The organism is Microbacterium sp. GQ128 (assembly GCF_059758615.1).
Genome location: NZ_JCAXDY010000003.1, coordinates 655239 through 676704 on the forward strand (window position 1 = coordinate 655239; position 21466 = coordinate 676704).

The window sequence follows — 21466 nt, forward strand, 5'->3', positions numbered from 1 at the left end:
GAACAGTGTGTTCGAATATAGAACACGTATCCGCTGCGCGCAATACCCGAAGCACAGGACCGACGAAGAAGTCCGGAAGGAATCGACGACGATGCAGTTCCACCACCACGGCTACGTCTCCGCTGACCCGCGCGTGCAGGACGCCGCCGGCGTCGGGCTCGACCGACCGACCGACCTCCCCGATGAGATCGACGTGCTGATCGTCGGCTCCGGGCCCGCCGGGATGCTCCTCGCCGCCCAGATGTCCCAGTACCCCGGCATCTCCACCCGCATCATCGAGAAGCGCGACGGCCGTCTTCCGCTGGGACAGGCCGACGGGATCCAGCCGCGCAGTGTCGAGACCTTCCAGGCGTTCGGGTTCGCCGAGCGGATCATCGCCGAGGCCTACAACATCGGCTGGATGAACTTCTGGGGCCCGAACCCCGACAAGCGCGACGAGATCATCCGCACCTCGCGCACCGCCGACTACGCGTACGACATCTGCGAGTTCCCGCACCTGATCGTCAACCAGGCGCGCGTGCTGGACTACTTCGCCGAGGCGGCGGCGAACGGGCCGGGGCGGATCGCCCCCGACTACGGGGTCGAGTTCGTGGGCCTCACCGTTCACGACGACGGCCAGTTCCCGGTCGAGGTGCGCGTCCGCTACGTCGCGGGTGAGCGCGCGGGGGAGGAGCGGACGATCCGCACCAAGTTCGTCGCCGGCTGCGACGGCGCTCGCAGCGGCGTGCGACAGGCGATCGGGCGCACCCACGTCGGCGCCTCCGCCGCACACGCGTGGGGCGTGATGGACGTGCTCGTCAACACCGACTTCCCGGACTGGCGGACCAAGTGCGCCATCAACTCCGAGGCGGGCAACATCCTGCACATCCCGCGCGAGGGCGGCTACCTCTCCCGCATGTACATCGACCTCGGCGAGGTCGCCGCCGATGACGACCACCGCGTGCGGCAGACGCCGATCGAGGAGATCATCCGTCGTGCCAACGAGATCCTCCACCCGTACACGCTCGATGTGCGCGAGGTCGCCTGGCACAGCGTCTACGAGGTCGGTCACCGCGTCACCGACGGGTTCGACGACGTGATCGACGAGTCGGGGCGCACACCGCGCGTGTTCCTCACCGGCGACGCCTGCCACACCCACAGCGCCAAGGCGGGCCAGGGCATGAACGTCTCGATGCAGGACGGCTTCAACCTCGGCTGGAAGCTCGGCTCGGTGCTCACCGGCCGTGCTCCCGAGGCGCTCCTCGCGACGTACGGTGCCGAGCGGCGTCCGGTGGCGCAGCAGCTCATCGACTTCGACCGCGAGTGGTCGAGCCTCATGGCACGCAAGCCCGAGGAGATCTCCGACCCCGGCGACCTCGCGACCTACTACCTCGCCACCGCCGAGTTCCCGTCGGGCTTCATGACGCAGTACACCTCGTCGATGATCACCGGCAGCGACGCGCACCAGGCTCTCGCGGCCGGCTACCCTCTCGGCAAGCGCTTCAAGTCGGCCGAGGTCATGCGCGTGGGCGACGGCAACGTCACCCACCTGGGACACCATGCGAAGGCGGACGGCCGCTGGCGCGTGTACGCCTTCGGCGACCGCACCGGGGAGGCGCTCGCGGTCTGGGCCGCCGAAGCCGAGCCCCTGTTCGCGCGCTTCACACCGTCGGATGCCGACGTCGACGCCGTGTTCGATGTGAAGGCCGTGTACCAGCAGCCGTTCGAGGAGGTCGAGGTCACGTCGGCGCCTGAGCTGTTCCAGCCGAAGACCGGTCCGCTCGGGCTCACCGACTGGGAGAAGGTCTATGCGGCGGGCCCCAGCAAGTGGACCGAGACCGACATCTTCGCCGCGCGCGAGCTCTCGCGCGACGGCGTGGTGGTCGTCGTGCGACCCGACCAGTACGTGGCGGCGATCCTGCCGCTCGACGCGGTGGACGAGCTCGCGGGCTTCCTCGACGGGGCGCTGCTGCCGGCACGCTGAGTCTCCTCGGCATGACACGTGTCATGCCGAGGAGATGACACCTCCCTCCGGCGCGGGGAAGCTCCTCCCGCGAGGCTGGAGGCATGAACAACACCTCCGTGGACGGGTCGGCGACGCAGGTCACCGCGCGTCCGGCATCCGAAGCCCCGAACCATGATCCGGTCGTGCTCGAGCTGCACGGCGTCACACGCCACTTCGGCTCGGGCGACCGCCGTGTGCAGGCCGTCGGCGGGGTCGACCTCTCGATCCGTCGTGGCGAGGTCGTCGCGCTGCTCGGCCCGAACGGCGCGGGCAAGACGACGACGCTCGACATGCTCCTGGGACTCACCGAGCCCAGCAGCGGCAGCGTCCGGGTGCTCGGGGTGGCTCCCGAGCAGGCGACCTCGAGTGGGGCGATCGGCGCGGTGCTGCAGACCGGCGGCCTGCTGGGCGACTTGACCGTGGGCGAGACCGTGCGCCTCATCGCTTCGCTGTACGGAGCGGAAGCAGCCGCGCGGGTGCCGGAGGTCATGGCCCGCGCCGACCTGGTGCACCTCGCCCGCCGCCGCGTGTCCAAGTGTTCGGGGGGCGAGCAGCAGCGGGTGAAGTTCGCGCTCGCGATGGTGTCCGACCCCGACATCCTCGTGCTCGACGAGCCGACGGCCGGCATGGACGTCACGGCCCGGCGGCACTTCTGGGACGTGATGCGGGCCGATGCGGATGCCGGGCGCACGATCATCTTCGCCACCCACTACCTGGAGGAGGCGGAGCAGTTCGCGCGGCGCACCGTGGTGATGCACCGCGGCGCGGTGGTCGCGGATGCGCCGACGGCCCTGCTGCGAGCGAGCCTGGGGGAGCGGACCGTGTCCGCGACGGTCGGTGCGACCGGTGCGACCGGTGCGACCGGTGCGGCCGCTGCCGCGCTCGTCGCGACGCTGAGCGCGACGGACGGCGTCGTCGACGTGCGGCTGGACGGCGACCGCCTGAGCCTGCGCGCCGCGGATTCCGACGCGGCCGCCCGCATCCTGCTCGACGGCGGCGCTCACGACCTGGAGATCGCCGCACCCACCCTCGAAACCGCCTTCACGGCTCTGACGGAGAACTGACATGCTCGTCTCACCCACCATGCTGCGCATCGAAGGCGTCCGCCAGCTGCGCAACCCCTACACGCTCGCGTTCACCCTGGCGATGCCGGTCGCGATGTACCTGCTGTTCGGCGCCGGGATGGGCTACGGCTCGCTCTCGGCCGGGCACGGCAACGTCTCGTTCTACGTGATGACCTCGATGGCCGCATACGGCACGGCGGTCGCGATGAGCTCTCTGACCTCGCTCGCGGCGACCGAGGCGAAGCAGGGCTGGGGTCGTCAGCTCGCCATGACGCCGCTGACGACAGCGGGCTACGCGCTGACGAAGCTGCTCACGGCGGTCGCTTTCGCGGCGCTGGCACTGGTGGCGGTCTTCGCCGCGGGGATGATGACCGGCGCGGAGGCCGAGGACGGCTGGCGCTGGGTCGCGACCGCGGGCATCATCCTCGGCATCGGTCTGATGTACGGACTGTTCGGCCTCGGCGTCGGTCTGTTCTTCAGCTCCGACTCGGCGGCCGCGCTCGCGTCGATCTCGATGACCTTCTTCGCGTTCTTCGGCAACGTCTTCATGCCCCTCGACGGAGTCATGCTCGACATCGCCCGGTTCACACCTCTCTACGGCTTCGTCGCTCTGAGTCGCTGGCCCCTGACCGACGGCACCCTCACCACGGGGCAGACGGATGAGCTGTGGATGCTGTTCCTCAACGTCGCCGTGTGGCTCGCGCTGTTCGTGCTGCTGGTCACCATGGGCATGAAGCGTTCGCGGGCGCGGCAGTAGCCGCGCCGGCAGCATCGCGGGACGACAGTAGGTTGGACGGATGACGCAGCACTCGAAGCGGGCCTCCTCGGAACCATCCGGAGAGGCCGGGCGGTTCGCCGCCCTGGGAGCGCCGCCGGCCGCATGGTCGGCTCCGGGAGCGAGGTCCTCGCGCGGAGCGGTCGGAAAGGACCCGTGGGCGCGGTTCGGCTGGTTGATGGCCGTGATCTGGCTGGTCTTCCTCGTCTACCCGGTGATCGCGCTGCTGCGCTCCGAGGCACCCCTCGCGTGGATCGTCGTGGGCTGGATCGCGCTGGTCACGTTCGTCGTGCTGTACGTCAGTGGCTTCATCCATGGCATGCGCGGTGGCGGGGGGCTGGGCAGGCCACCGTCGACGAGGCAGTGGGTCACGTTCGCCGCCCTCATCCTGTGCGCCCTGGTCTCGGTGCCGGCGGAGGGAGGATCGGCGCTCAGCTTCCTCCCGTTCGTCATGTCGTTCGCTTCGTACGGGCTCACGCGCGTGTGGCACTGGATCGCGACGGTCGGCGCCTTCGCCGTCACGGCCCTCTGCGTCTTCCTGCTGCCCGGCGGACTGAACTACTTGTCCGTCCTGGCGATCGTCGGACTGCTCGGCGTGGTCAACACGGTGTCCACCTGGCTCATCATCCGTTCCGGCGAGGCGGAGCAGCTCGGTCTCGAGTTGGCGACCAGCGAGGGGCGCGAAGCCGTCGCCCGCGACGTGCACGACCTGATCGGCCACTCGCTGACGGTCGTCGGACTCAAGGCCCAGCTCGTTCGTCGTCTCATGGACTCGGACCCGGAGCGCGCCAAGACCGAGCTGGCCGACATCGAGCGACTGACCGCGGAGGCGATCGCCGGGGTGCGGTCGTCGGTGGCGGGTGCGCGGGCGACGACGCTGGTCGAGCAGCTCGCGTCGTCGCGGGACTCGCTCCGCGCGGCCGAGATCGCCCTGCAGGTCGAGGGGGAAGCCGATGCCCTGTCGCCGGTCCAGGCCATCACGGCGGGGTGGATCCTGCGCGAGGCGACGACCAATGTGCTGCGTCATTCCGGGGCGCGCGCGGTGCGGGTGCTGCTGGCGCCCGGGCGGCTGGTGGTCGAAGACGACGGGGTCGGCATCGCCGACGGTGCGGGTGACGAGGCGGGGAACGGCATCCGTGGCATGCGCGAGCGTGCGGCGGCGGCGGGAGCGGGTTTCGTAATCGCCGCGGCGCGAGAAGCCGATGGTTCGGGAACCCGCGTGGAGGTGACCTGGTGACGGCCGCAGGTGAGGGCGGCGGCATCCGCCTGCTGATCGCCGACGACCAGGCCCTGGTGCGCGGTGCCCTCGGGGCATTGCTCGAGTTGGAGCCCGATCTCGCCGTGATCGGCATGGCCTCCGACGGTGCGGAGGCGCTGCGGCTGGCCGAGGAGCTGCGGCCCGATGTGTGCCTGATGGACATCCAGATGCCGGGCATGGACGGGGTGGAGGCGACGCGACGCATCCGCGAGGCGAGCCCGCAGACGCGGATCCTCGTCGTGACCACCTTCGCGCGCCCGGGCTACCTGCGTTCGGCCCTGGATGCCGGAGCCAGCGGTTTCATCGTGAAGGACACTCCTGCCGAGCAGCTCGCGGAGGCCGTTCGTCGCGTGCATTCCGGATTGCGCGTGCTGGACCCGGTGCTCGCAGCCGACAGCCTGTTCGAAGGGGCGAACCCGCTGAGCGACCGGGAGCGCCAGGTGCTGCGCCTCGCCGCGGACGGCCGCTCGGCCGCGGACATCGCGGCGGACGTGTTCCTTTCCGCCGGAACCGTGCGGAACCATCTCTCTGCGGCGATCGGTAAGACGGGGGCGACGAACCGGGCCCAGGCCGTGCGGATCGCGGTCGACAAGGGCTGGATCTGACCTTCAGTCGTCCGACGGGGTCGGGTGGGCTGAGGTCGGGTGATCCGTCCGGATCTGGTCCGTCGGAGCTCTGGTGCGACGTCGGTGGCCGCGCGTACCGTGGACGCCGACGGGCGACGGCGCCCGACAGGAGGAGTGCGTGATGGATTGGAAGATCGAACTCATCTTCGTCCCGGTCTCGGACGTCGACCGGTCGAAGGCCTTCTACGAGAAGATCGGCTTCAACGCCGACTGGGACCAGACGCCCGTCGAGGGTCTGCGGTTCGTGCAGATGACTCCGCCGGGGTCGGCCTGCTCGATCGCGTTCGGCACCGGTCTCGGCATCGATCTCGAGCCGGGACAGCAGAACACGATCCAGGTCGTGGTTCCCGACGCCGATGAGGCGCTGGCGCATCTGCAGGGGCTCGGCGTCGAAGCCCGAGGCGTGGAGAACATGGATTGGGGGCGGTTCGTGTCCTTCGACGACCCGGACGGCAACAGCTGGACGCTGCAGGAGCTCCCGGACTACGGCGCTCAGAGCTAGACGGCAGTGGTGGTCGCCGACATCGACGCGGTGTCGGCGACCACCTCGACCTTGAAGCCTGCGGCGTTCTCGAGCCACCCCGCATAGTGCTGCTCGCCGCCCGCGTGCGGGTAGCGCTCGGCGTAGAGCGGGTGCCAGCCGTGCGCAGGAGCCTCGGCCATGAGCGCATCCACGGCAGCGGGGGTGCCACCGTGGAACGCCAGATGGTTGAGGCCGGCGCGGCGACGGTCGTGCGCGGCATCCGACAGATTCGGTGAGGTCGTGAAGGTGAGGTAGGTGCCGCCCGCAGCCCAGGACTCCCCGCCGCCCCATTCGCTGTCGAGCGTGAAGCCCAGGCGCTCCAGGATCCAGCGCCATTCCGTGCGCACGGCATCGAGGTCGGCGACCCACAGTTCGACGTGATGGAGACCTGGCATCTTCCGAGTCTGCCAGTCGCGTCAGGAGTTCACGCGGATGATCTCCTGCTGATACGGCGCGATGACATCCCCGGAGATGCGCAGGTCGAGGAGGAGGAAGCGGCGGGACGCGGCATCCTCAGCGGTCCAGCTCTCGAGGCGGTCGAGGTCGGCGAGCGTGCGCACGACGACGCCCTCCGCTCCGACGGCTGCACCGAACGCGGCGAAGTCCACCTCGGGGATGCGCATCGGTCCCTCTGCCAGTCCCTTGAGGCCGTAGAGGTTGACCTCGGCTCCATACGCCGCGTCGTTCCAGACGACGGCCATGCCCCGGCCGCCGGCCGCGCGGACAGCGGATTCGAGATCGGCGATCGCCATCAGTCCGCCGCCGTCGCCCGAGGTGAGCACCACGGTCGATTCGCGCCGAGCCAGGGCGGCCCCGACGACGCTCGGCCAGCCCTGCCCGATCGACTGGAAGGCCGTGCCGATCATCATCATCCGATCGGGCGCGGCGACCGGCCAGTACATGTTCGCCCAGCCGATGAAGTGGCCGCCGTCGGACACGACGATGCGGTCTTCGGGAAGAAGCTCCGCGATGCGACGCGCGGCCGACCGCGGGTCGAGGCGTCCGTCGGCGGCGAGGTCGTCACCGGCCTCATACGCCCGGGCCGCCGCGACGTCGACGGTCTCCCGCCACGGGCTCGACGACACAGCTTCGGACATCGAGGGCGACACGCGGGCAGGTGCGGCCGCGGACTCGGCGTGGCGGCCGGCATCTCCGAAGTTGTGCGGGCTGGAAGCGGGAGTGGATGCGGAAGCGGGAGTGGAGGTGGAAGCGGGAGTGGATGCGGAAGCGGGCGCGGATGTGGAAGCGGCGGAGGGAGTGGCGAGCCGGGACACGAGGGACTCGGCGGCCAGACGTGCGTCGGCGCGCACGAACCCGCCGACGTGGGCGTGGGTGGCCGCGGGGGCGATGTCGACCTGGAACACCTTCGTCCCCGGCGCGAAGAGCTCGCCGAAGCGCATCGTGAACTGGTTCAGCGAGGCCCCGAACACCACGGCCACGTCGGCTGTGCGGATGAGTTCCATCGCGCCATCGGCACCGAAGCCGCCCGTGACGCCGAGGTCGTACCGCGTGTCGGGGAAGACGCCCCGCCCGAGAGCCGACGATGCTGTCAATGCACCGGTCGCAGCGGCGAGCTCGCCCAGCGCCGCGCTTGCTCCGGAGAGCCACGCCCCGCGGCCCGCCAGGAGGAACGGCCGCTGCGCCGTGCGCAGAGCATCCGCGATCTCGTCGAGCATCCCCTCAGCGAACTCGCCACGCGGCGCGAGCGGAGCGGGCACCCGCGGCGACGGAGCTGCAGGAACGTCGCCGGCTTCGAGAGCCGCGACGTCGTAGGGGATGGCGAGGACTACGGGGACGCGATTGGTCAGCGCGTGTTCGATGGCGATGACCGTCGTGGCGGCGGCATCCGCTCGGCCGACCGTATAGGTGCGCGCACCGACGGCAGAGGCGAGCGCGATCTGGTCGACGTCCCACGGGCGCGGGCCGGACGTGGGCTCGTCGCCGACCACGAGCACGAGCGGCACGTGCGCCTGCACGGCCTCGGCCAGAGCGGTCAGCGTGTTGGTGAATCCGGCGCCGTACGTCGAGGTGCCGGCGGCGATGCGCCCGGACGCGCGGAAGTGGGCGTCAGCGGCGACCACGGCGCCCTGCTCGTGGCGGACGGCGGTGAAGGACGCGTCCGTCTGCGTCTCGATCGCGTCGAGGAAGTAGGCGTTGCCGTTGCCCATCACGCCGAAGACCGAGTCGATGTGCTGGGCGAGGGTGAGAGCGACGTGTGCGGAGACGGTGGGCATGCGAAAGCCTTTCGAGACAGGGACGGAGGAACTGCGGGATCCGTATGTGTCTCGCCTCCGCGTCTTCGCGAAGTGCTTCGTGCCTCTTTTTCAGGCACCGGCCGGGCCGGACCCGCTCAGTCTAGCGGCGAGAGTGCATACCGGGATGCGGGAGAATGCAGAGATGACGGATGCGGCGCTCGAGCGCGAGACACTGACCTGGGACGGCTTCGGAGCGGCGACACGAGAGCTGGCGCGGAACATCCTCGCCACGGGCTTCGAGCCGGAGGTGGTCGTGGCGATCGCCCGCGGCGGGCTGCTCCCGGCCGGTGCCATCGCGTACGGTCTCGGGGCGAAGAACTGCGGCGCGATCAACGTCGAGTTCTACACCGGGATCGGCACGGTGCTGGATGCGCCCGAGGTGCTTCCCCCGGAACTCGACATGGCGTACCTCGACGGCCGCCGGGTGCTGCTCGTCGATGATGTGGCCGACTCCGGGCGGACGCTCGCGCTGGCCGTGCAGCTGCTGCAGGAGAAGGGCGCCGACGTGCGCTCGGTCACGATCTACACCAAGCCCTCGACGATCATCCAGCCGGACTTCGCCTGGAAGGACACCGACCTCTGGATCAACTTCCCGTGGTCGTTCCAGGGCACGGTGCGCGAAGAGGACCTGGGCTCGCGCCGTCGGCCTGAACCGCCCTCGCCCGGCGAGTCACCCCCGCAGCAGCGACCGCAGCGTCTGGATCGTGTCGGCTTCTGCCGCGGTCTTGTCCGGACGGTAGCCCTTCACCCGGGCGAAGCGGAGCGCGACGCCACCCGGATACCGCGGGGAACGCTGCACGCCGTCGATCGCGATCTCGACGACGATGTCGGGGCGCAGGAAAACGGTGGAGGCCGTGCGGTGCGACTCGTGCTCGGGGAACTCGGTGGTCTGCCACCGCAGCAGCTCGTCGGTGAGCCCCTTGAAGGTCTTGCCCACCATCACGAACCCGCCGGGGTCGCCGAACTCGCCGTCGGGATCGCGCGCTCCCAGGTGCAGGTTCGAGAGCCACCCGCGACGACGCCCTGAGCCCCACTCCGCGCCGAGGACCACCAGGTCGAAGGTCAGCACCGGTTTGACCTTGACCCATGACTTCCCGCGGCGCCCTGCGGCGTAGGGCGCGTCGATCGCCTTGACCACGACACCCTCGTGCCCGGCGGCGAGGGCTTCGCGCGACAGCTGCTCGGCGACATCCGCGTCGGTCGTGACGATGCCCGGCATCCGCCATGCACCGGCCACCCGTTCCAGCTCGGTCAGCCGGGTCGAGAGCGGTTCGTCGAGCAGATCGCGCCCATCCACGTGCAGCACGTCGAAGAACCACGGTCGCAGCACGAGCTCCCGCGAGACCTCGGCCCCGAACCGCGACATGGTCTCCTGGAACGGTCTCGGGCCGCCGTCTTCGTCGAGCGACAGCGTCTCGCCGTCGAGGATGATGTCGTGCACCGGCAGCGACCGCACGATCTCGACGATCTCGGGCACCCGGTGCGTGATGTCGGCGAGGCTCCGCGTGTAGACGCCGACCTCGTCACCGTGGCGGTGCACCTGGATGCGGGCGCCGTCGAGCTTGTATTCCACGGATGCCTCGCCGGTGACCTGCAGGGCCTCCGACGCCGTCGCCGCGGTCGATGCCAGCATCGGCAGCACCGGACGCCCCACCTGGAGCCCGACCGCCTCGAGGTCACCGGGCGCTCCGGTGACGGCGATGCGCGCGGTCTCGCCGAGGTCGCCCGACAGCATCGCGGCCCGTCGGACGACGGCCGCCGGACGGTCGGACGCCCGGGCGATCGCGTCGAGGAGAACGCCCGACAGGGCACCGGTGCGCAGCTCGCCGAGCATCGCCCGCACGAGGAAGTCCCACTCGGCTGCGGTCGCCCGCGAGCCGAGATCGACGAGGATGCCGGTGCGGCCCGCCGCCGAGCCCGAACCGGACGTCGAGGCGAGGGCATCGAGCGAAGCGTCGACATCGCCGACCGTCAGTGTGGACTCGTCGGCGTGCGCGATGTCGATGGCCGCGAGCCCGCGCCATCCGACGCCCAATCTGCCCTGGCGCGGTGAGGCGAGGAGGAGGCCCATGACGATCGGGAGCTCGGACGGGTCGGCACGCGTCAGCAACTCGGCGAGGGCATCGATCTTGGCGAGCCGGGACGACGTGGCCCCGACGCGGTCGGTCGTGGTGACCAGCTCTGCGAGCTTCATCCGAGCATTCTCGCACCGGCCTCCGACATCAGCAGGTTCCGTAGACCGGGGCGCAGGTCGTGGACAGGCAAAGGCTCCGCATCAGGCCGATTCGCTGACGAACCGCCTGATGCGGCGTGATGGCCTGCTGCGCGCGCGCGTGCGGGCCGTCGTCACGTCTCAGCGCCCGTGGAACTCCGGTTTCCGCTTCTCCTGGAACGCGGCGAAACCCTCGCGGTAGTCGTCGGTGTCGCACAGGGCGGCCTGCGCGGCGTTCTCGATGCCGACCGCATCCCACAGCGCGAGCCTCTCGTCGCGGATGCGCGCGATCAGCTCCTTGCTCGCGAGGAAGGCCGCCGTGGCGCCGCGGGCGGCCGTCGCGGCGGCGTCCGTCGTCGCCTGCATGACCTCGTCGTCGGGGAAGACCCGCGAGAAGAGACCCGAAGCCACGGCCTCGGCCCCGCTCATCAGGCGCCCGGTGTAGATGAGGTCGAGCGTCTTGTGTGCCCCGAGCCGGTCGAGGAAGAGCGCATGGCCGCCGGAGTCGAGGGTCGCACCGAGTGCGGCGAACGGGGAGCCGATCTTCGCGGACTCGGCGACGTACACGACATCGGTCGCGATCAGGAGGCCCAGACCGACCCCGAGGCACGCGCCGTGCGCGACCGCGAAGGTCGGTGCGGGGAACCGTGCCATCCGCTGCAGCAACGGGGTGACCAGCCCACCGAGGTAGCCGAGCACATCGTCGTCGCGCGGGTCGACCGCCGAGATGTCGCGCCCGGCGCAGAAGGCGCGACCCTCGCCGCGCACCACCAGTGCCCGCACGCCCGCGGTCTCCGCGGCCTCGTACGCGGCATCCAGCTCGCCGAGCGCGTGCTCGTCGAGCGCGTTCAGCTTCGCCGGTGCATTCAGCACGATCGTGGCGACGTCGTCGGCGATGGTGAGGTCGATCATGGAGGCTCCTGGTCAGACGTCGTAGTCGACGACCACGCGGTCGCTCGTCGGGTGGGACTGGCAGGTGAGCACGAACCCGCGTTCGAGCTCATCGGGCTCCAGGGCGTAGTTCTCGGCCATGGTGACGCTGCCCTCGAGCACCCGCGCTCGGCAGGTGCCGCAGACCCCGCCCGCACAGGCGAAGGGGGCGTCGGGGCGCACGCGCAGGGCGGCGTTCAGCACGGACTCGTGCGCGTCGACCGGACTCTCCACGGTGGAGGAGACGCCGTCGAGGGTCACCTCGATCCGCACGGTCTTCTCACCGGCGCGCACATGCACGGGTCGGGCGGCGCGCGCGGGCTCATCGCCGGTCGTGAACAGCTCGAAGCGGATGTGCGAGCGGTCGACGCCGACGTCGGCCAGCACCTCGCGGCAGAGGTCGACGAGGGCGAGCGGTCCGCACAGGAACCATTCGTCGACGGTGGCGGGAGGGATCAGCGTGCCGAGGATCGTGCGCAGCTTCTCCTCATCGATCCGGCCGGACAGCACCGGTGCCGCCCGCTGCTCCCGCGAGAGCACGTGGTGCAGCACGAGCCGGGTCGGGTACCGGTCCTTGAGGTCGGCGAGATCTTCGAGGAACATCACGTCGAGCGTGGCGCGGTTCGTGTACAGCAGCGTGAACCGCGACGAGTCGGAGCGGGTCAGCGCCGTGTGCGCGAGCGCCATCAGCGGCGTGATGCCGGAGCCCGCTGCGATGCCGACGACATGCCGGTGGTCGAGGTCGTCGAGCCCCGAGGTGAACGTGCCCTGCGGGCTCATCACGTCGATCTGGAATCCCGCGTGCAGCCCCGTCTGCGCCCACGTGGAGAAGAGCCCGCCCTCGTCGCGCTTGACGGCGACGCTGAGACGCGTGTCCTGCCCGTCGTCGCGGTGCTCCGGCGCCCGGCACAGCGAGTAGGAGCGCCGCACCTCGACCCCGTCGAGCGTGGTGCGCAGCGCCACGTACTGGCCGGGAAGGTGGTCGTACTCGTCGGCGAGGGCGGCGGGCACCGTGAACGTCACCTCGACCGCGTCGTCGGTGAGGGGGCGCACGTCTTCGACGGTGAGGGTGTGGAAGCGGGCGCGCTTTCGGGGAGCGGTCTCGCGTGCCGTCGTCGCACGGGGGACGACAGCGGGCGCGGAGGTGAAGAGCGACATGTCAGTGCACCTTGAAATGGTCGAAGGGCTCGAGGCACGCGCGGCATTCGAACAGCGCCTTGCACGAGGTGGAGCCGAAGTGGGAGACCTCACGGGTGTCGAGCGAACCGCAGCGGGGGCAGCGCACGCTGAGCGCGAGCCGGATGGGACCGGTCGACACCGCGGCACGGCCGGACGGCGGTGCGATTCCGTAGGCGGCGAGCTTGGCCTTGCCGGCGTCCGACATCCAGTCCGTCGTCCAGGCGGGGGAGAGGACCAGGCGCACCTCGACCCGGTCGACCCCGGCGGCCGTGAGCGCGAGGATCACGTCGTCGCGGATCGTGTCCATCGCGGGGCAGCCGCTGTAGGTCGGGGTGATGTCGACCCAGACGCGATCGCCGTCGGCCTCGACCGCCCGGAGCACGCCGAGGTCCTCGATCGTGAGCACGGGGACCTCGGGGTCGGGCACACCGGCGGCGATGCGCCAGGCCGCCTGGGTCGGGGTGAGGGTCACCATGACGCCCCCGGATGCCGTCGCGCGAGCACCTGCATCTCGGCGAGGATGTGGCCGAGCGGCGTCGCGTGGGCGCCGTGCCGTCCGCCGGCGGAGGAAGCCGCGACCGCGGGCACCGACAGCTCCGCCTCGGCGAAGACCGTGGCGACCACACCGTCGAACCCGGTGCGGAGGCTCGACGGGCGCACCGCCGCATCGCCGAGCCGCTCGATCAGGTCGTCGTCGCGGAACAGCTCATCGACGTACGGCCAGACGTCTCCGATCGCCCGGATGATCCGGGTGCGGGACTCCTCGGTGCCTCCCGCGAGGCGCAGCATCCACTGCACCGCGTGATCCCGGTGGTAGTCGACCTCTTTGAGCGACTTCTCCGCGATCGCCGCGAACGTCTCATCGCTGCTGGATCGGAGCGCCGAATAGAGCTCGAACATGCAGGTGGCCACCACGAACTGGCGGGCGATGGTCTGGGCGAAGTCGCCGTTGGGCTGCTGCACGATCCAGGCGCACCGGAATTCCGACTCGTCGCGGAAGAAGGCGAGGTCGTCTTCGCTGCGGCCGTCGTACGACCCGGCGTAGTGCAGGAAGGAGCGCGCGTGCCCGAGCAGGTCGAGGGCGATGTTGCCCAGAGCGACGTCCTCCTCCAACTCGGGGGCACGGGAGATCCATTCGCCGAGCTGCTGGGAGAGGATGAGCGCGTCGTCGCCGAGCCTCAGCGCATACTCCGCGATGTCTGCCGATGTCGCGACCGCGCCGGTGCCGGAGAGTTCCTGCGAGAGGCGGAGCTCGTCGACCGAGACGTCGCCGTGGACATCGCCGTGGACGTCGGTGTCTCCGTGCGCGGTGTTCAGGTGTGGCGCGCTCACAGGTGCGGCACCCCCTCGGAGGCGGTGTAGTAGACGGCGTGGCGGTAGTTCTTGCCGGCGGGGCTCTCGAAGTAGGCGCCCTTCGCATCCGGGTCGCTCGTCGTGATCGCCTCGGCCGGCGCGACCCAGATCGAGACCCCCTCGCCGCGGCGCGTGTAGAGGTCACGGGCGTTGCGGATCGCCATCTCGGCGTCGGGCGCGTGCAGCGATCCGACGTGGACGTGACTCAGCCCGCGATTGGCGCGGACGAACACCTCCCACAGCGGCCACAATTCCCCACCATGGGTCCCTGAGCCTGTCGAAGGGTCGGCTCCCGGAGTCGCCATCACGCCACCGCCTTCGTCTTCAGGGACTGCTTGCGGGCGTACTCGGCCGCGGCCTCGCGCACCCAGGCACCCTCTTCGTGCGCGGTGCGTCGGCGCTCGAGCCGCTCGGCGTTGCAGGGTCCGTTGCCGCGGAGCACCTCGAAGAACTCGTCCCAGTCGATCTCGCCGATCACGTACTGCCCCGTCTCCTCGTCGAAGCGCAGGTCGGGGTCGGGGAGCGTCACGCCGAGGATCTCGGCCTGCGGCACGAGCATCCCGACGAAGCGCTGACGCAGCTCGTCGTTGGAGAACCTCTTGATCTTCCACTTCATCGACTGCGCCGAGTTCGGGGACTGATCGTCGGGCGGCCCGAACATCGCCAGGCTCGGCCAGTACCAGCGGTTCACGGCATCCTGCGCCATCTCGCGCTGCTCGTCGGTGCCGCGCATGAGGGAGAGGAGGATCTCGAAGCCCTGCCGCTGGTGGAACGACTCCTCCTTGCAGACCCGCACCATCGCGCGTCCGTAAGGGCCGTAGGACGCCCGGCACAACGGCACCTGGTTGCAGATCGCCGCGCCGTCGACGAGCCAGCCGATCGCACCCATGTCGGCCCAGGTGGGCGTGGGGTAGTTGAAGATCGAGGAGTACTTGGCCTTGCCGCTGATGAGCTGGTCCATCATCTCGTCGCGGGTGGTGCCGAGCGTCTGTGCGGCGGAGTAGAGGTAGAGGCCGTGGCCCGCTTCGTCCTGCACCTTTGCCATCAGGATCGCCTTGCGCTTGAGGCTCGGGGCGCGCGTGATCCAGTTGCCCTCCGGCTGCATGCCGATGATCTCGGAGTGCGCGTGCTGGGAGATCTGGCGCACCAGGGTCTTGCGGTACGCGTCGGGCATCCAGTCGCGCGGCTCGATGCGCTGCTCGTTCGCGATGAGCTCGTCGAACAGGCGCTCCTCATCGGAGATCTCGCCCACGAGGGACAGGTCTGCGGGACTGGTCATCATCGACTCCTCGGCATCCGGTCATCTTTACTGACCGATCGTTAGGTAATTCTGACACAGAGGATGGCGCGTTTCAAGACGGCCCTGTAGCGCGGCTCAGTGCGAGCGGGAGATCAGCTCCAGCAGCGCGCGACCGTACGCTTCGGACGGGTCCGGATGCTCGAAGATCTCGGAGCTGTCCGCGATCTCGATCTCGACGCGGAAGGCGTCTTCGACGCGCGTCAGTGAGCGGAAGGTGCCGCGCAGCAGCTCGCGCAACTGGTCCTCGCGCGGCAGCCAGACCGCGTCGGCGAGCGTCACCGCGTCCAGCGCCCACTCGGTCGTGCCGTTGAAGGCGAGGTCGGTTCCGCTCGGGGTCTGCCTGGCCTCGATCGTCATCTCGCTGACCGTGAAGACCTCGGCCTCCGCCTCGAGTTCGACCTCGTCGGGCAGATCGAGCTGGAAGCGATCGCCCTCCGCGGGGTGCCAGACGAGTCCGGCCTCTCGAAGGGTGACGGCGAGCTCGCGAGTGATCATCCCTTCACGCTAGACGACGGAGGATCGCCCGGGATGCGAGCGGGCTGGGATGAGGGGCCGGTCGTGTCGGCGGGGTGAGGCAGAGTGGAGGCATGACCTCCCCAGCCCCTGCCGGCACCCACGATGCTGCACTGTCGGCCCTGCGCGAGCTCGTCGGCCGCCCGGACGCCGACTTCCACGACGGGCAGTACGAGGCGATCGAGGCGCTGGTCGAGGGGCGCCGGCGTGCGCTCGTGGTGCAGCGCACCGGATGGGGCAAGTCCGCGGTCTACTTCGTCGCGACGCTGCTGCTGCGACGCCAGGGCGCGGGGCCCACCGTGCTCGTCTCGCCGCTGCTGGCCCTCATGCGCGACCAGATCGCCGCGGCCGAGCGGGCGGGTGTGCGCGCGGTCGCCATCAACTCGACCAATGCGCACGAGTGGTCCGACGTGCTCGCGCAGCTCGATCGTGACGAGGTCGATGTGCTGCTGGTCTCCCCGGAGCGGCTCAACAACCCGGCCTTCCGCGAGCAGCAGCTGCCGGCACTCGTCCGTCGCATCGGCATGCTCGTGGTCGACGAGGCGCACTGCATCAGCGACTGGGGCCACGACTTCCGCCCCGACTACCGGCGGCTGCGCGACCTGATCGCGCAGATGCCCGCCGACGTGCCGGTGCTCGCGACCACCGCGACCGCGAACAGCCGGGTCGTGGCCGATGTCGCCGAGCAGCTCGGCAGTCTTCATGCCGGCGAGGGCGACGCGGCGCCCGTGCTCACGATCCGCGGACCCCTCGCGCGCACCTCGCTGCGGCTGGGTGTGCTGCGGCTGCGCGACTCGGCGAGCCGCCTGGCCTGGTTGTTGAGCCACCTCGACGACCTGCCGGGGTCGGGCATCATCTACACGCTGACCGTCGCCGCTGCGGTCGACACCGCCCGGCTGCTGCGTGATCACGGGCACGACGTCCGCGCGTACACCGGGCAGACCGACACCGACGAGCGCGCGGAGTCTGAGGGGATGCTCAAGCGCAACGAGGTCAAGGCGCTGGTCGCCACCAGCGCGCTCGGCATGGGGTTCGACAAGCCCGATCTGGGCTTCGTCCTGCACCTCGGTGCGCCGTCGTCGCCCGTGGCCTACTACCAGCAGGTCGGCCGTGCTGGTCGTGCGAGCGAGAGCGCCGACGTGCTGCTGCTCCCCGGCGTCGAAGACCGCGACATCTGGCACTACTTCGCCACCGCGTCGATGCCCGACCGGGAGCGGGCGGAGCGCGTGATCAGTGCGCTCGGAGACGCCCCGATCTCGACGCCGGCGCTCGAGGCGATGGTCGACATCCGGCGGACGCCGCTCGAGCTGCTGCTCAAGGTGCTCGACGTCGACGGCGCGGTGCGACGCGTGCAGGGCGGCTGGGTCGCGACCGGCGAGCCGTGGACCTACGACGCGGAGCGTTACGAGCGCATCGCCGCCGAGCGCGTCGCCGAGCAGCAGCACATGATCGACTACGAGCAGACCGACGGATGCCGCATGGAGTTCCTCCAGCGCTCGCTCGATGACGACACGGCCGCGCCGTGCGGGCGGTGCGACAACTGCGCGGGCGGGTGGTTCCCGCGCGAGATCGGGGAGTCCGCGACCACGCAGGCCGCGGAGTCGCTCGACCGGGTCGGTGTTCCGATCGAACCCCGTCGCGCCTGGCCGACGGGTGCCGATCGGTTGGAGGTGCCGGTCAAGGGCCGCATCCCCGCCGACGAGCAGGCGGGAGAGGGGCGGGCGCTGGCTCGACTCACCGATCTCGGGTGGGGCGGTGCGCTGCGCGAACTCTTCGCCGCGGGAGCAGCGGATGCGCCGGTGACGCCGCAGCTGCTCCAAGCCTGCATCCGCGTGCTCGCCGGATGGGGCTGGGAGGAGCGCCCGGTGGCCGTGGTCGCCCTGCCCTCGCGGTCGCATCCCCTGCTGGTCGACTCGCTCGCGCGCGGCCTCGCCGATGTCGGGCGACTGCCCTACCTCGGGGCGCTCGAGCCGGTCGGCGGTGGGCCCACCGGGCAGCCCGGCGGCAACAGCGTGTTCCGTCTCGCCGGCCTCTGGGATCGGTTCAGCGCCGAGCACCTCGACGTTCCGGCGGGACCGGTGCTGCTCGTGGACGACCTGGTCGACAGTCGATGGACGATGACGGTCGCCGCCCGGGTACTGCGGCAGGCCGGTGCGACTCAGGTGCTGCCCTTCGCCCTGGCGCTGCGCGGCTGAGGAGGTCCGGACCGGCGATCGGAGTCAGTCGTCGGCGGGCGCGACGCGGGGCGGCCACGAGGTCGCGCCGAGTTCCCGCGAGATGTTCCTGGCCGTCTCCCGCAGGGCGTTCATGATCGCGTCGGAGGCCGGCGTCTGGGAGGTCGGCAGGACCACCGCGACCGCCGCGACGATGTCGTTGGAGGCATCGGCGACGGGGGCGGCCAGCGAGGATTCGCCCAGCACGGCCTCGTCGAACTCGCCGGCGGTGCCGCGCTCCGCGATCGCGGGCAGTTCCAGGGTCAGGCGGGCGACGTCGGTGATCGTGTCGCCGGTGAGGCTGCGCAACGGCTGCTCGAAGACGGTCTGCTGGAAGCCCTGGTCGTAGGCGAGCAGCACCTTGCCCATGGCGGAGGCGTGCGCGGGGATGGCAACACCGGTCTCCAGCATCTGCTGGCTGTCATCGGGGCGCAGGTTGTGGTGGATCACGAGCACGTCGGTGAAGTGCGGGGCGCCCAGTCGCACCGAGAGGTCGGTGCGACGAGCGAGCTCCTGCGTCCAGCGCATCGCCCGCGCACGCACGTCGAGGGTGTCGAGGTACACGTTGCTGAGGCGCAGCAGCGTGGGCCCGAGCATGTAACGCTGCCCCCCGCGCTCCTTCGCGACGAGGCCGTGCGAGCGCAGCGACTTGACGATTCCGTGCACGGTCGACGGAGGCAGGCTGAGCGCTGCGGCGAGGTCGGTGATGCCGAGGTGGCGTGCTCCCTGGAGCAGTTCGAGGATCTTCGCCGCGCGGTCGATCGCCTGGATCACGGGGGAGCCTCCTTCCGGTGCGTCGTCGAGCCGGTGCGTCTGCCGTGCCGGTCTTCAGGATGATCTTGACAACCCGGCAGGCTCCGAGCATATTCGACATTAACGAATTGCTTTCGGATTCTGCGAAAGAAATCCCGAGGATCAAAGGAGATCGAACGATGAAGAAGCTCATCAACGCCCCCGAGGACGTTCTCGTCGAATCCCTGAAGGGGGTGGCTCTCGCTCATCCCGAACTCTCCGTCGACCTGGAGAACCACGTGATCACGCGGGCGACGCCCAAGGCGCAGGGCAAGGTCGCAATCGTCTCCGGCGGCGGGTCCGGCCATGAGCCGCTGCACGGAGGCTTCGTCGGCATCGGGATGCTGGATGCCGCCGTCGCCGGCGAGGTCTTCACCTCCCCGACGCCCGACCGCGTCCAGGTCGCTACGAAGGCGGTCGATCGCGGAGCCGGCGTGCTCCACATCGTGAAGAACTACACCGGCGACGTGCTGAACTTCGAGATGGCCGCCGAGCTCGCCTCCATGGAGGGGATCGAGGTGGGCAGCATCACCGTGGACGACGACGTCGCCGTGCAGGACTCGCTGTACACGGCAGGTCGCCGAGGAGTGGGCCTGACGGTGCTGCTCGAGAAGATCGTCGGAGCCGCAGCCGAAGAGGGCCGCGACCTCGCCGCCGTCGTGGAGCTGGCAAAGAAGGTCAACGGCCAGGGCCGCTCGATGGGCATGGCGCTCACCAGCTGCACGGTTCCCGCCGCGGGCAAGCCCACCTTCGACCTCCCGGACGACCAGATGGAGATCGGCATCGGCATCCACGGGGAGCCCGGTCGTCATCGTGAACCGCTCGCGCCGGCATCCGAGATCGCCCGACAGCTCGTCGAGCCGATCCTCGGCGACATCGACGCGGCGGGCACGGCGATCGTGATGCTCAACGGCATGGGGGCGACGCCGCTGATCGAGCTGTACCTGATGTACGGCGAGGTCGCGGCGATCCTCGAGAAGTCCGGGGTGCAGATCGCCCGGAATCTGGTGGGCAACTACATCACCTCGCTCGACATGGCGGGCTGCTCGGTCACGGTGCTCAAGGCCGACGACGAGCTGCTGCGGCTCTGGGACGCCCCCGTGAACACCCCCGGACTGCGGTGGGGTGCCTGATGGCGGCTGTCGACACCGCTGTCCTCACGGATTGGGTCTCCCGTTTCGGTGCGGCTGTCACGGAGAAGCGCGACTGGCTCACCGAGCTCGACTCGGCGATCGGCGACGCCGACCACGGCGCGAACATGGCCAGGGGGATGAACGCCGTGAGCGAGAAGCTCGCGGCGGGCGCTCCCGCCACGGTCGATGAGCTGCTGAAGACCGTGGGCATGACGCTGGTGAGCTCCGTGGGTGGGGCCAGCGGACCGCTCTACGGCACGTTCTTCCTGCGGATGGGGATGGCGGCCGGTGCCGTGTCCGAGCTCGACGGGTCGGCGCTCGCCGCCGCCCTGCGCGCAGGCCTCGACGGCATCGTGGCGCGGGGGAAGGCCGAGGCGGGCGACAAGACGATGTTCGACGCGATGGCTCCGGCCGTCGATGCGCTCGATGCCGCGCTCGCCGGAGGTGCGTCCGTCGCCGATGCCGTCAGGACGGCAGCGGATGCGGCAGCCGACGGTCGCGACGCCACGCTCCCGCTCGTCGCCCGCAAGGGCAGGGCCAGCTACCTCGGCGAACGCAGCGCCGGGCACCTCGACCCGGGGGCCACATCGACGGCGATCCTGTTCGACACGCTCGCCGCAGCCGTGGCGGACGGCGCCGGATGATCGGCATCGTCGCCGTCTCCCACAGCGCTCGGCTCGGGGAGGCGGCTCTGGAGCTTGCCCTGCAGATGGTGCAGGGCGACGGGGTGCGCGTGCAGGTCGCCGCCGGCGCGGGAGTGGACGGTGACGGCGCACCGATCCTCGGGACGGATGCGGTGGCGGTGGCTGCCGCCATCGACGAGCTCGCGGCGGACTGCGACGGCGTCCTGGTCCTCATGGACCTCGGATCGGCCGTGCTGAGTGCTGAGCTCGCGCTCGAACTGCGGTCGAGCGACGTCCCGGTGCGGCTCGCGCCCGCTCCGTTCGTGGAGGGACTGCTCGCCGCCGTCGTCTCCGCCGCGGCGGGCGGAGGACTGGACGCGGTCGCTGAGGAGGCGACCGCGGCACTCGGCGCGAAGACCGGGCAGCTCGGAGGTCCCGACGATGCGGGGCCATCGCCGGAAGCGGATAACGAGCCCGCCGGCGAGGAGCTCGTCCGACGGGTGCGGGTGCGGAATCCGCTGGGTATCCATGCGCGCCCCGCCGCGCTGATCGCGGAAGCCTCGGCCGGGGCCGATGTGCGGCTGCGTCGTCTTCCCGACGGTCCGGACGCGTCGGCCGCGAGCCTCTCGCGACTGCTGATCCTCGGGGCTCGGCAGGGCGACGAACTGGAACTGGTCGCGCGCGGGCCGGAGTCCGCCGCGGTGCTGGAGAAGCTGTCGGCGCTGTTCGCCGA

At 70.4% G+C, this 21466-nt stretch carries 20 protein-coding genes and 2 pseudogenes; 11 read left to right on the top strand and 11 right to left on the bottom strand.

Annotation, left to right across the window (positions count from 1 at the left end):
* The first annotated feature begins 91 nt into the window (after positions 1 to 91).
* The 6 genes from AC6CHX_RS13210 to AC6CHX_RS13235 all read left to right on the top strand — a co-directional run bounded on the left by AC6CHX_RS13210 (position 92) and on the right by AC6CHX_RS13235 (position 6209).
* Positions 92 to 1963: an FAD-dependent monooxygenase gene (locus tag AC6CHX_RS13210; protein ID WP_498273178.1), complete on the top strand. Its 1872-nt coding sequence runs from the start codon at positions 92 to 94 to the stop codon at positions 1961 to 1963.
* A gap of 83 nt (positions 1964 to 2046) precedes the next feature.
* On the top strand, positions 2047 to 3048 hold the full coding sequence (locus AC6CHX_RS13215; protein ID WP_498273179.1) for an ABC transporter ATP-binding protein: 1002 nt from the start codon (positions 2047 to 2049) through the stop codon (positions 3046 to 3048).
* 1 nt (position 3049) lies between these two features.
* A complete protein-coding gene (locus tag AC6CHX_RS13220; RefSeq protein ID WP_498273180.1) occupies positions 3050 to 3805 on the top strand; it encodes an ABC transporter permease in 756 nt (251 codons plus the stop codon).
* Between the two features lie 40 nt (positions 3806 to 3845).
* Positions 3846 to 5060 (top strand): sensor histidine kinase, encoded by a 1215-nt coding sequence (locus AC6CHX_RS13225; protein ID WP_498273181.1) that lies wholly within the window; start codon positions 3846 to 3848, stop codon positions 5058 to 5060.
* Positions 5057 to 5686, top strand: coding sequence for a response regulator (locus AC6CHX_RS13230; RefSeq protein WP_498273182.1), 630 nt, complete (start codon positions 5057 to 5059; stop codon positions 5684 to 5686). Before AC6CHX_RS13225 ends, AC6CHX_RS13230 begins: the two co-directional genes overlap by 4 nt.
* Before the next feature lie 142 nt (positions 5687 to 5828).
* Complete coding sequence (locus AC6CHX_RS13235) at positions 5829 to 6209, top strand: VOC family protein (RefSeq protein ID WP_136042354.1); 381 nt, start codon at positions 5829 to 5831, stop codon at positions 6207 to 6209.
* Here AC6CHX_RS13235 and AC6CHX_RS13240 read toward each other — a convergent pair.
* Both AC6CHX_RS13240 and AC6CHX_RS13245 read right to left on the bottom strand, forming a co-directional pair.
* On the bottom strand, positions 6206 to 6625 hold the full coding sequence (locus tag AC6CHX_RS13240; RefSeq protein ID WP_498273183.1) for a VOC family protein: 420 nt from the start codon (positions 6623 to 6625) through the stop codon (positions 6206 to 6208). The genes AC6CHX_RS13235 and AC6CHX_RS13240 overlap by 4 nt on opposite strands.
* Positions 6626 to 6646: 21 nt before the next feature.
* Complete coding sequence (locus AC6CHX_RS13245) at positions 6647 to 8464, bottom strand: thiamine pyrophosphate-binding protein (RefSeq protein ID WP_498273184.1); 1818 nt, start codon at positions 8462 to 8464, stop codon at positions 6647 to 6649.
* A gap of 163 nt (positions 8465 to 8627) precedes the next feature.
* On the opposite strand from AC6CHX_RS13245, the pseudogene AC6CHX_RS13250 reads away from it, so the two are divergent.
* Positions 8628 to 9119 (top strand): annotated as a pseudogene (locus AC6CHX_RS13250) (phosphoribosyltransferase); the annotation flags it as partial.
* A 36-nt stretch (positions 9120 to 9155) separates the two neighbouring features.
* On the opposite strand, the gene AC6CHX_RS13255 reads toward AC6CHX_RS13250, so the two are convergent.
* The 8 genes from AC6CHX_RS13255 to AC6CHX_RS13290 form a co-directional block, all read right to left on the bottom strand.
* Complete coding sequence (locus AC6CHX_RS13255) at positions 9156 to 10679, bottom strand: ATP-dependent DNA ligase (RefSeq protein ID WP_498273185.1); 1524 nt, start codon at positions 10677 to 10679, stop codon at positions 9156 to 9158.
* A gap of 159 nt (positions 10680 to 10838) precedes the next feature.
* Positions 10839 to 11609: an enoyl-CoA hydratase/isomerase family protein gene (locus tag AC6CHX_RS13260; RefSeq protein ID WP_498273186.1), complete on the bottom strand. Its 771-nt coding sequence runs from the start codon at positions 11607 to 11609 to the stop codon at positions 10839 to 10841.
* Between the two features lie 12 nt (positions 11610 to 11621).
* Positions 11622 to 12785 (bottom strand): 1,2-phenylacetyl-CoA epoxidase subunit PaaE, encoded by a 1164-nt coding sequence (gene paaE, locus AC6CHX_RS13265; RefSeq protein ID WP_498273187.1) that lies wholly within the window; start codon positions 12783 to 12785, stop codon positions 11622 to 11624.
* 1 nt (position 12786) lies between these two features.
* Positions 12787 to 13281 (bottom strand): 1,2-phenylacetyl-CoA epoxidase subunit PaaD, encoded by a 495-nt coding sequence (paaD, locus tag AC6CHX_RS13270; protein ID WP_498273188.1) that lies wholly within the window; start codon positions 13279 to 13281, stop codon positions 12787 to 12789.
* The gene (gene paaC, locus AC6CHX_RS13275; RefSeq protein WP_498273189.1) at positions 13275 to 14138 is read right to left on the bottom strand and encodes a 1,2-phenylacetyl-CoA epoxidase subunit PaaC; all 864 of its coding nucleotides are present in this window, start codon (positions 14136 to 14138) and stop codon (positions 13275 to 13277) included. The genes paaD and paaC overlap by 7 nt, the downstream gene beginning before the upstream one ends.
* On the bottom strand, positions 14135 to 14464 hold the full coding sequence (gene paaB, locus AC6CHX_RS13280) for a 1,2-phenylacetyl-CoA epoxidase subunit PaaB (RefSeq protein ID WP_136042342.1): 330 nt from the start codon (positions 14462 to 14464) through the stop codon (positions 14135 to 14137). Before paaB ends, paaC begins: the two co-directional genes overlap by 4 nt.
* Positions 14464 to 15438, bottom strand: coding sequence for a 1,2-phenylacetyl-CoA epoxidase subunit PaaA (gene paaA, locus AC6CHX_RS13285; protein ID WP_452325924.1), 975 nt, complete (start codon positions 15436 to 15438; stop codon positions 14464 to 14466). The genes paaB and paaA overlap by 1 nt, the downstream gene beginning before the upstream one ends.
* A 96-nt stretch (positions 15439 to 15534) precedes the next feature.
* On the bottom strand, positions 15535 to 15954 hold the full coding sequence (locus tag AC6CHX_RS13290) for a pilus assembly protein CpaE (protein WP_136042338.1): 420 nt from the start codon (positions 15952 to 15954) through the stop codon (positions 15535 to 15537).
* A 92-nt stretch (positions 15955 to 16046) separates the two neighbouring features.
* Here AC6CHX_RS13290 and AC6CHX_RS13295 point away from each other — a divergent pair, with 92 nt between their 5' ends.
* The gene (locus AC6CHX_RS13295; RefSeq protein ID WP_498273190.1) at positions 16047 to 18167 is read left to right on the top strand and encodes a RecQ family ATP-dependent DNA helicase; all 2121 of its coding nucleotides are present in this window, start codon (positions 16047 to 16049) and stop codon (positions 18165 to 18167) included.
* Positions 18168 to 18191: 24 nt separating this feature from the next.
* Here AC6CHX_RS13295 and AC6CHX_RS13300 read toward each other — a convergent pair whose 3' ends face one another.
* Entirely contained in the window at positions 18192 to 18959 is a 768-nt protein-coding gene (locus tag AC6CHX_RS13300; protein WP_498273191.1) for an IclR family transcriptional regulator, read from the bottom strand.
* Positions 18960 to 19117: 158 nt separating this feature from the next.
* Between AC6CHX_RS13300 and dhaK the strand changes: the two genes are divergently transcribed.
* From dhaK to AC6CHX_RS13315, 3 genes and pseudogenes are all read left to right on the top strand, one after another.
* Complete coding sequence (gene dhaK, locus AC6CHX_RS13305; RefSeq protein WP_498273192.1) at positions 19118 to 20110, top strand: dihydroxyacetone kinase subunit DhaK; 993 nt, start codon at positions 19118 to 19120, stop codon at positions 20108 to 20110.
* Positions 20110 to 20754, top strand: a complete 645-nt coding sequence (gene dhaL, locus AC6CHX_RS13310) for a dihydroxyacetone kinase subunit DhaL (protein ID WP_498273193.1) — start codon at positions 20110 to 20112, stop codon at positions 20752 to 20754. The genes dhaK and dhaL overlap by 1 nt, the downstream gene beginning before the upstream one ends.
* Positions 20751 to 21452, top strand: a pseudogene (locus AC6CHX_RS13315) (HPr family phosphocarrier protein); the annotation flags it as partial. The gene dhaL and the pseudogene AC6CHX_RS13315, both read left to right, overlap by 4 nt.
* Between the last annotated feature and the right edge of the window lie 14 nt (positions 21453 to 21466).

What these genes read in the sequence shown, in the direction of transcription:
- AC6CHX_RS13210 (WP_498273178.1), top strand. Translation starts at nt 92, where the DNA reads ATGCAGTTCCACCACCACGGCTACGTCTCCGCTGACCCGCGCGTGCAG.
- AC6CHX_RS13215 (WP_498273179.1), top strand. Translation starts at nt 2,047, where the DNA reads ATGAACAACACCTCCGTGGACGGGTCGGCGACGCAGGTCACCGCGCGT.
- AC6CHX_RS13220 (WP_498273180.1), top strand. Translation starts at nt 3,050, where the DNA reads ATGCTCGTCTCACCCACCATGCTGCGCATCGAAGGCGTCCGCCAGCTG.
- AC6CHX_RS13225 (WP_498273181.1), top strand. Translation starts at nt 3,846, where the DNA reads ATGACGCAGCACTCGAAGCGGGCCTCCTCGGAACCATCCGGAGAGGCC.
- AC6CHX_RS13235 (WP_136042354.1), top strand. Translation starts at nt 5,829, where the DNA reads ATGGATTGGAAGATCGAACTCATCTTCGTCCCGGTCTCGGACGTCGAC.
- AC6CHX_RS13240 (WP_498273183.1), bottom strand. Translation starts at nt 6,625, where the DNA reads ATGCCAGGTCTCCATCACGTCGAACTGTGGGTCGCCGACCTCGATGCC.
- AC6CHX_RS13245 (WP_498273184.1), bottom strand. Translation starts at nt 8,464, where the DNA reads ATGCCCACCGTCTCCGCACACGTCGCTCTCACCCTCGCCCAGCACATC.
- AC6CHX_RS13255 (WP_498273185.1), bottom strand. Translation starts at nt 10,679, where the DNA reads ATGAAGCTCGCAGAGCTGGTCACCACGACCGACCGCGTCGGGGCCACG.
- AC6CHX_RS13260 (WP_498273186.1), bottom strand. Translation starts at nt 11,609, where the DNA reads ATGATCGACCTCACCATCGCCGACGACGTCGCCACGATCGTGCTGAAT.
- paaE (WP_498273187.1), bottom strand. Translation starts at nt 12,785, where the DNA reads ATGTCGCTCTTCACCTCCGCGCCCGCTGTCGTCCCCCGTGCGACGACG.
- paaD (WP_498273188.1), bottom strand. Translation starts at nt 13,281, where the DNA reads ATGGTGACCCTCACCCCGACCCAGGCGGCCTGGCGCATCGCCGCCGGT.
- paaB (WP_136042342.1), bottom strand. Translation starts at nt 14,464, where the DNA reads ATGGCGACTCCGGGAGCCGACCCTTCGACAGGCTCAGGGACCCATGGT.
- paaA (WP_452325924.1), bottom strand. Translation starts at nt 15,438, where the DNA reads ATGACCAGTCCCGCAGACCTGTCCCTCGTGGGCGAGATCTCCGATGAG.
- AC6CHX_RS13290 (WP_136042338.1), bottom strand. Translation starts at nt 15,954, where the DNA reads ATGATCACTCGCGAGCTCGCCGTCACCCTTCGAGAGGCCGGACTCGTC.
- AC6CHX_RS13295 (WP_498273190.1), top strand. Translation starts at nt 16,047, where the DNA reads ATGACCTCCCCAGCCCCTGCCGGCACCCACGATGCTGCACTGTCGGCC.
- dhaK (WP_498273192.1), top strand. Translation starts at nt 19,118, where the DNA reads ATGAAGAAGCTCATCAACGCCCCCGAGGACGTTCTCGTCGAATCCCTG.
- dhaL (WP_498273193.1), top strand. Translation starts at nt 20,110, where the DNA reads ATGGCGGCTGTCGACACCGCTGTCCTCACGGATTGGGTCTCCCGTTTC.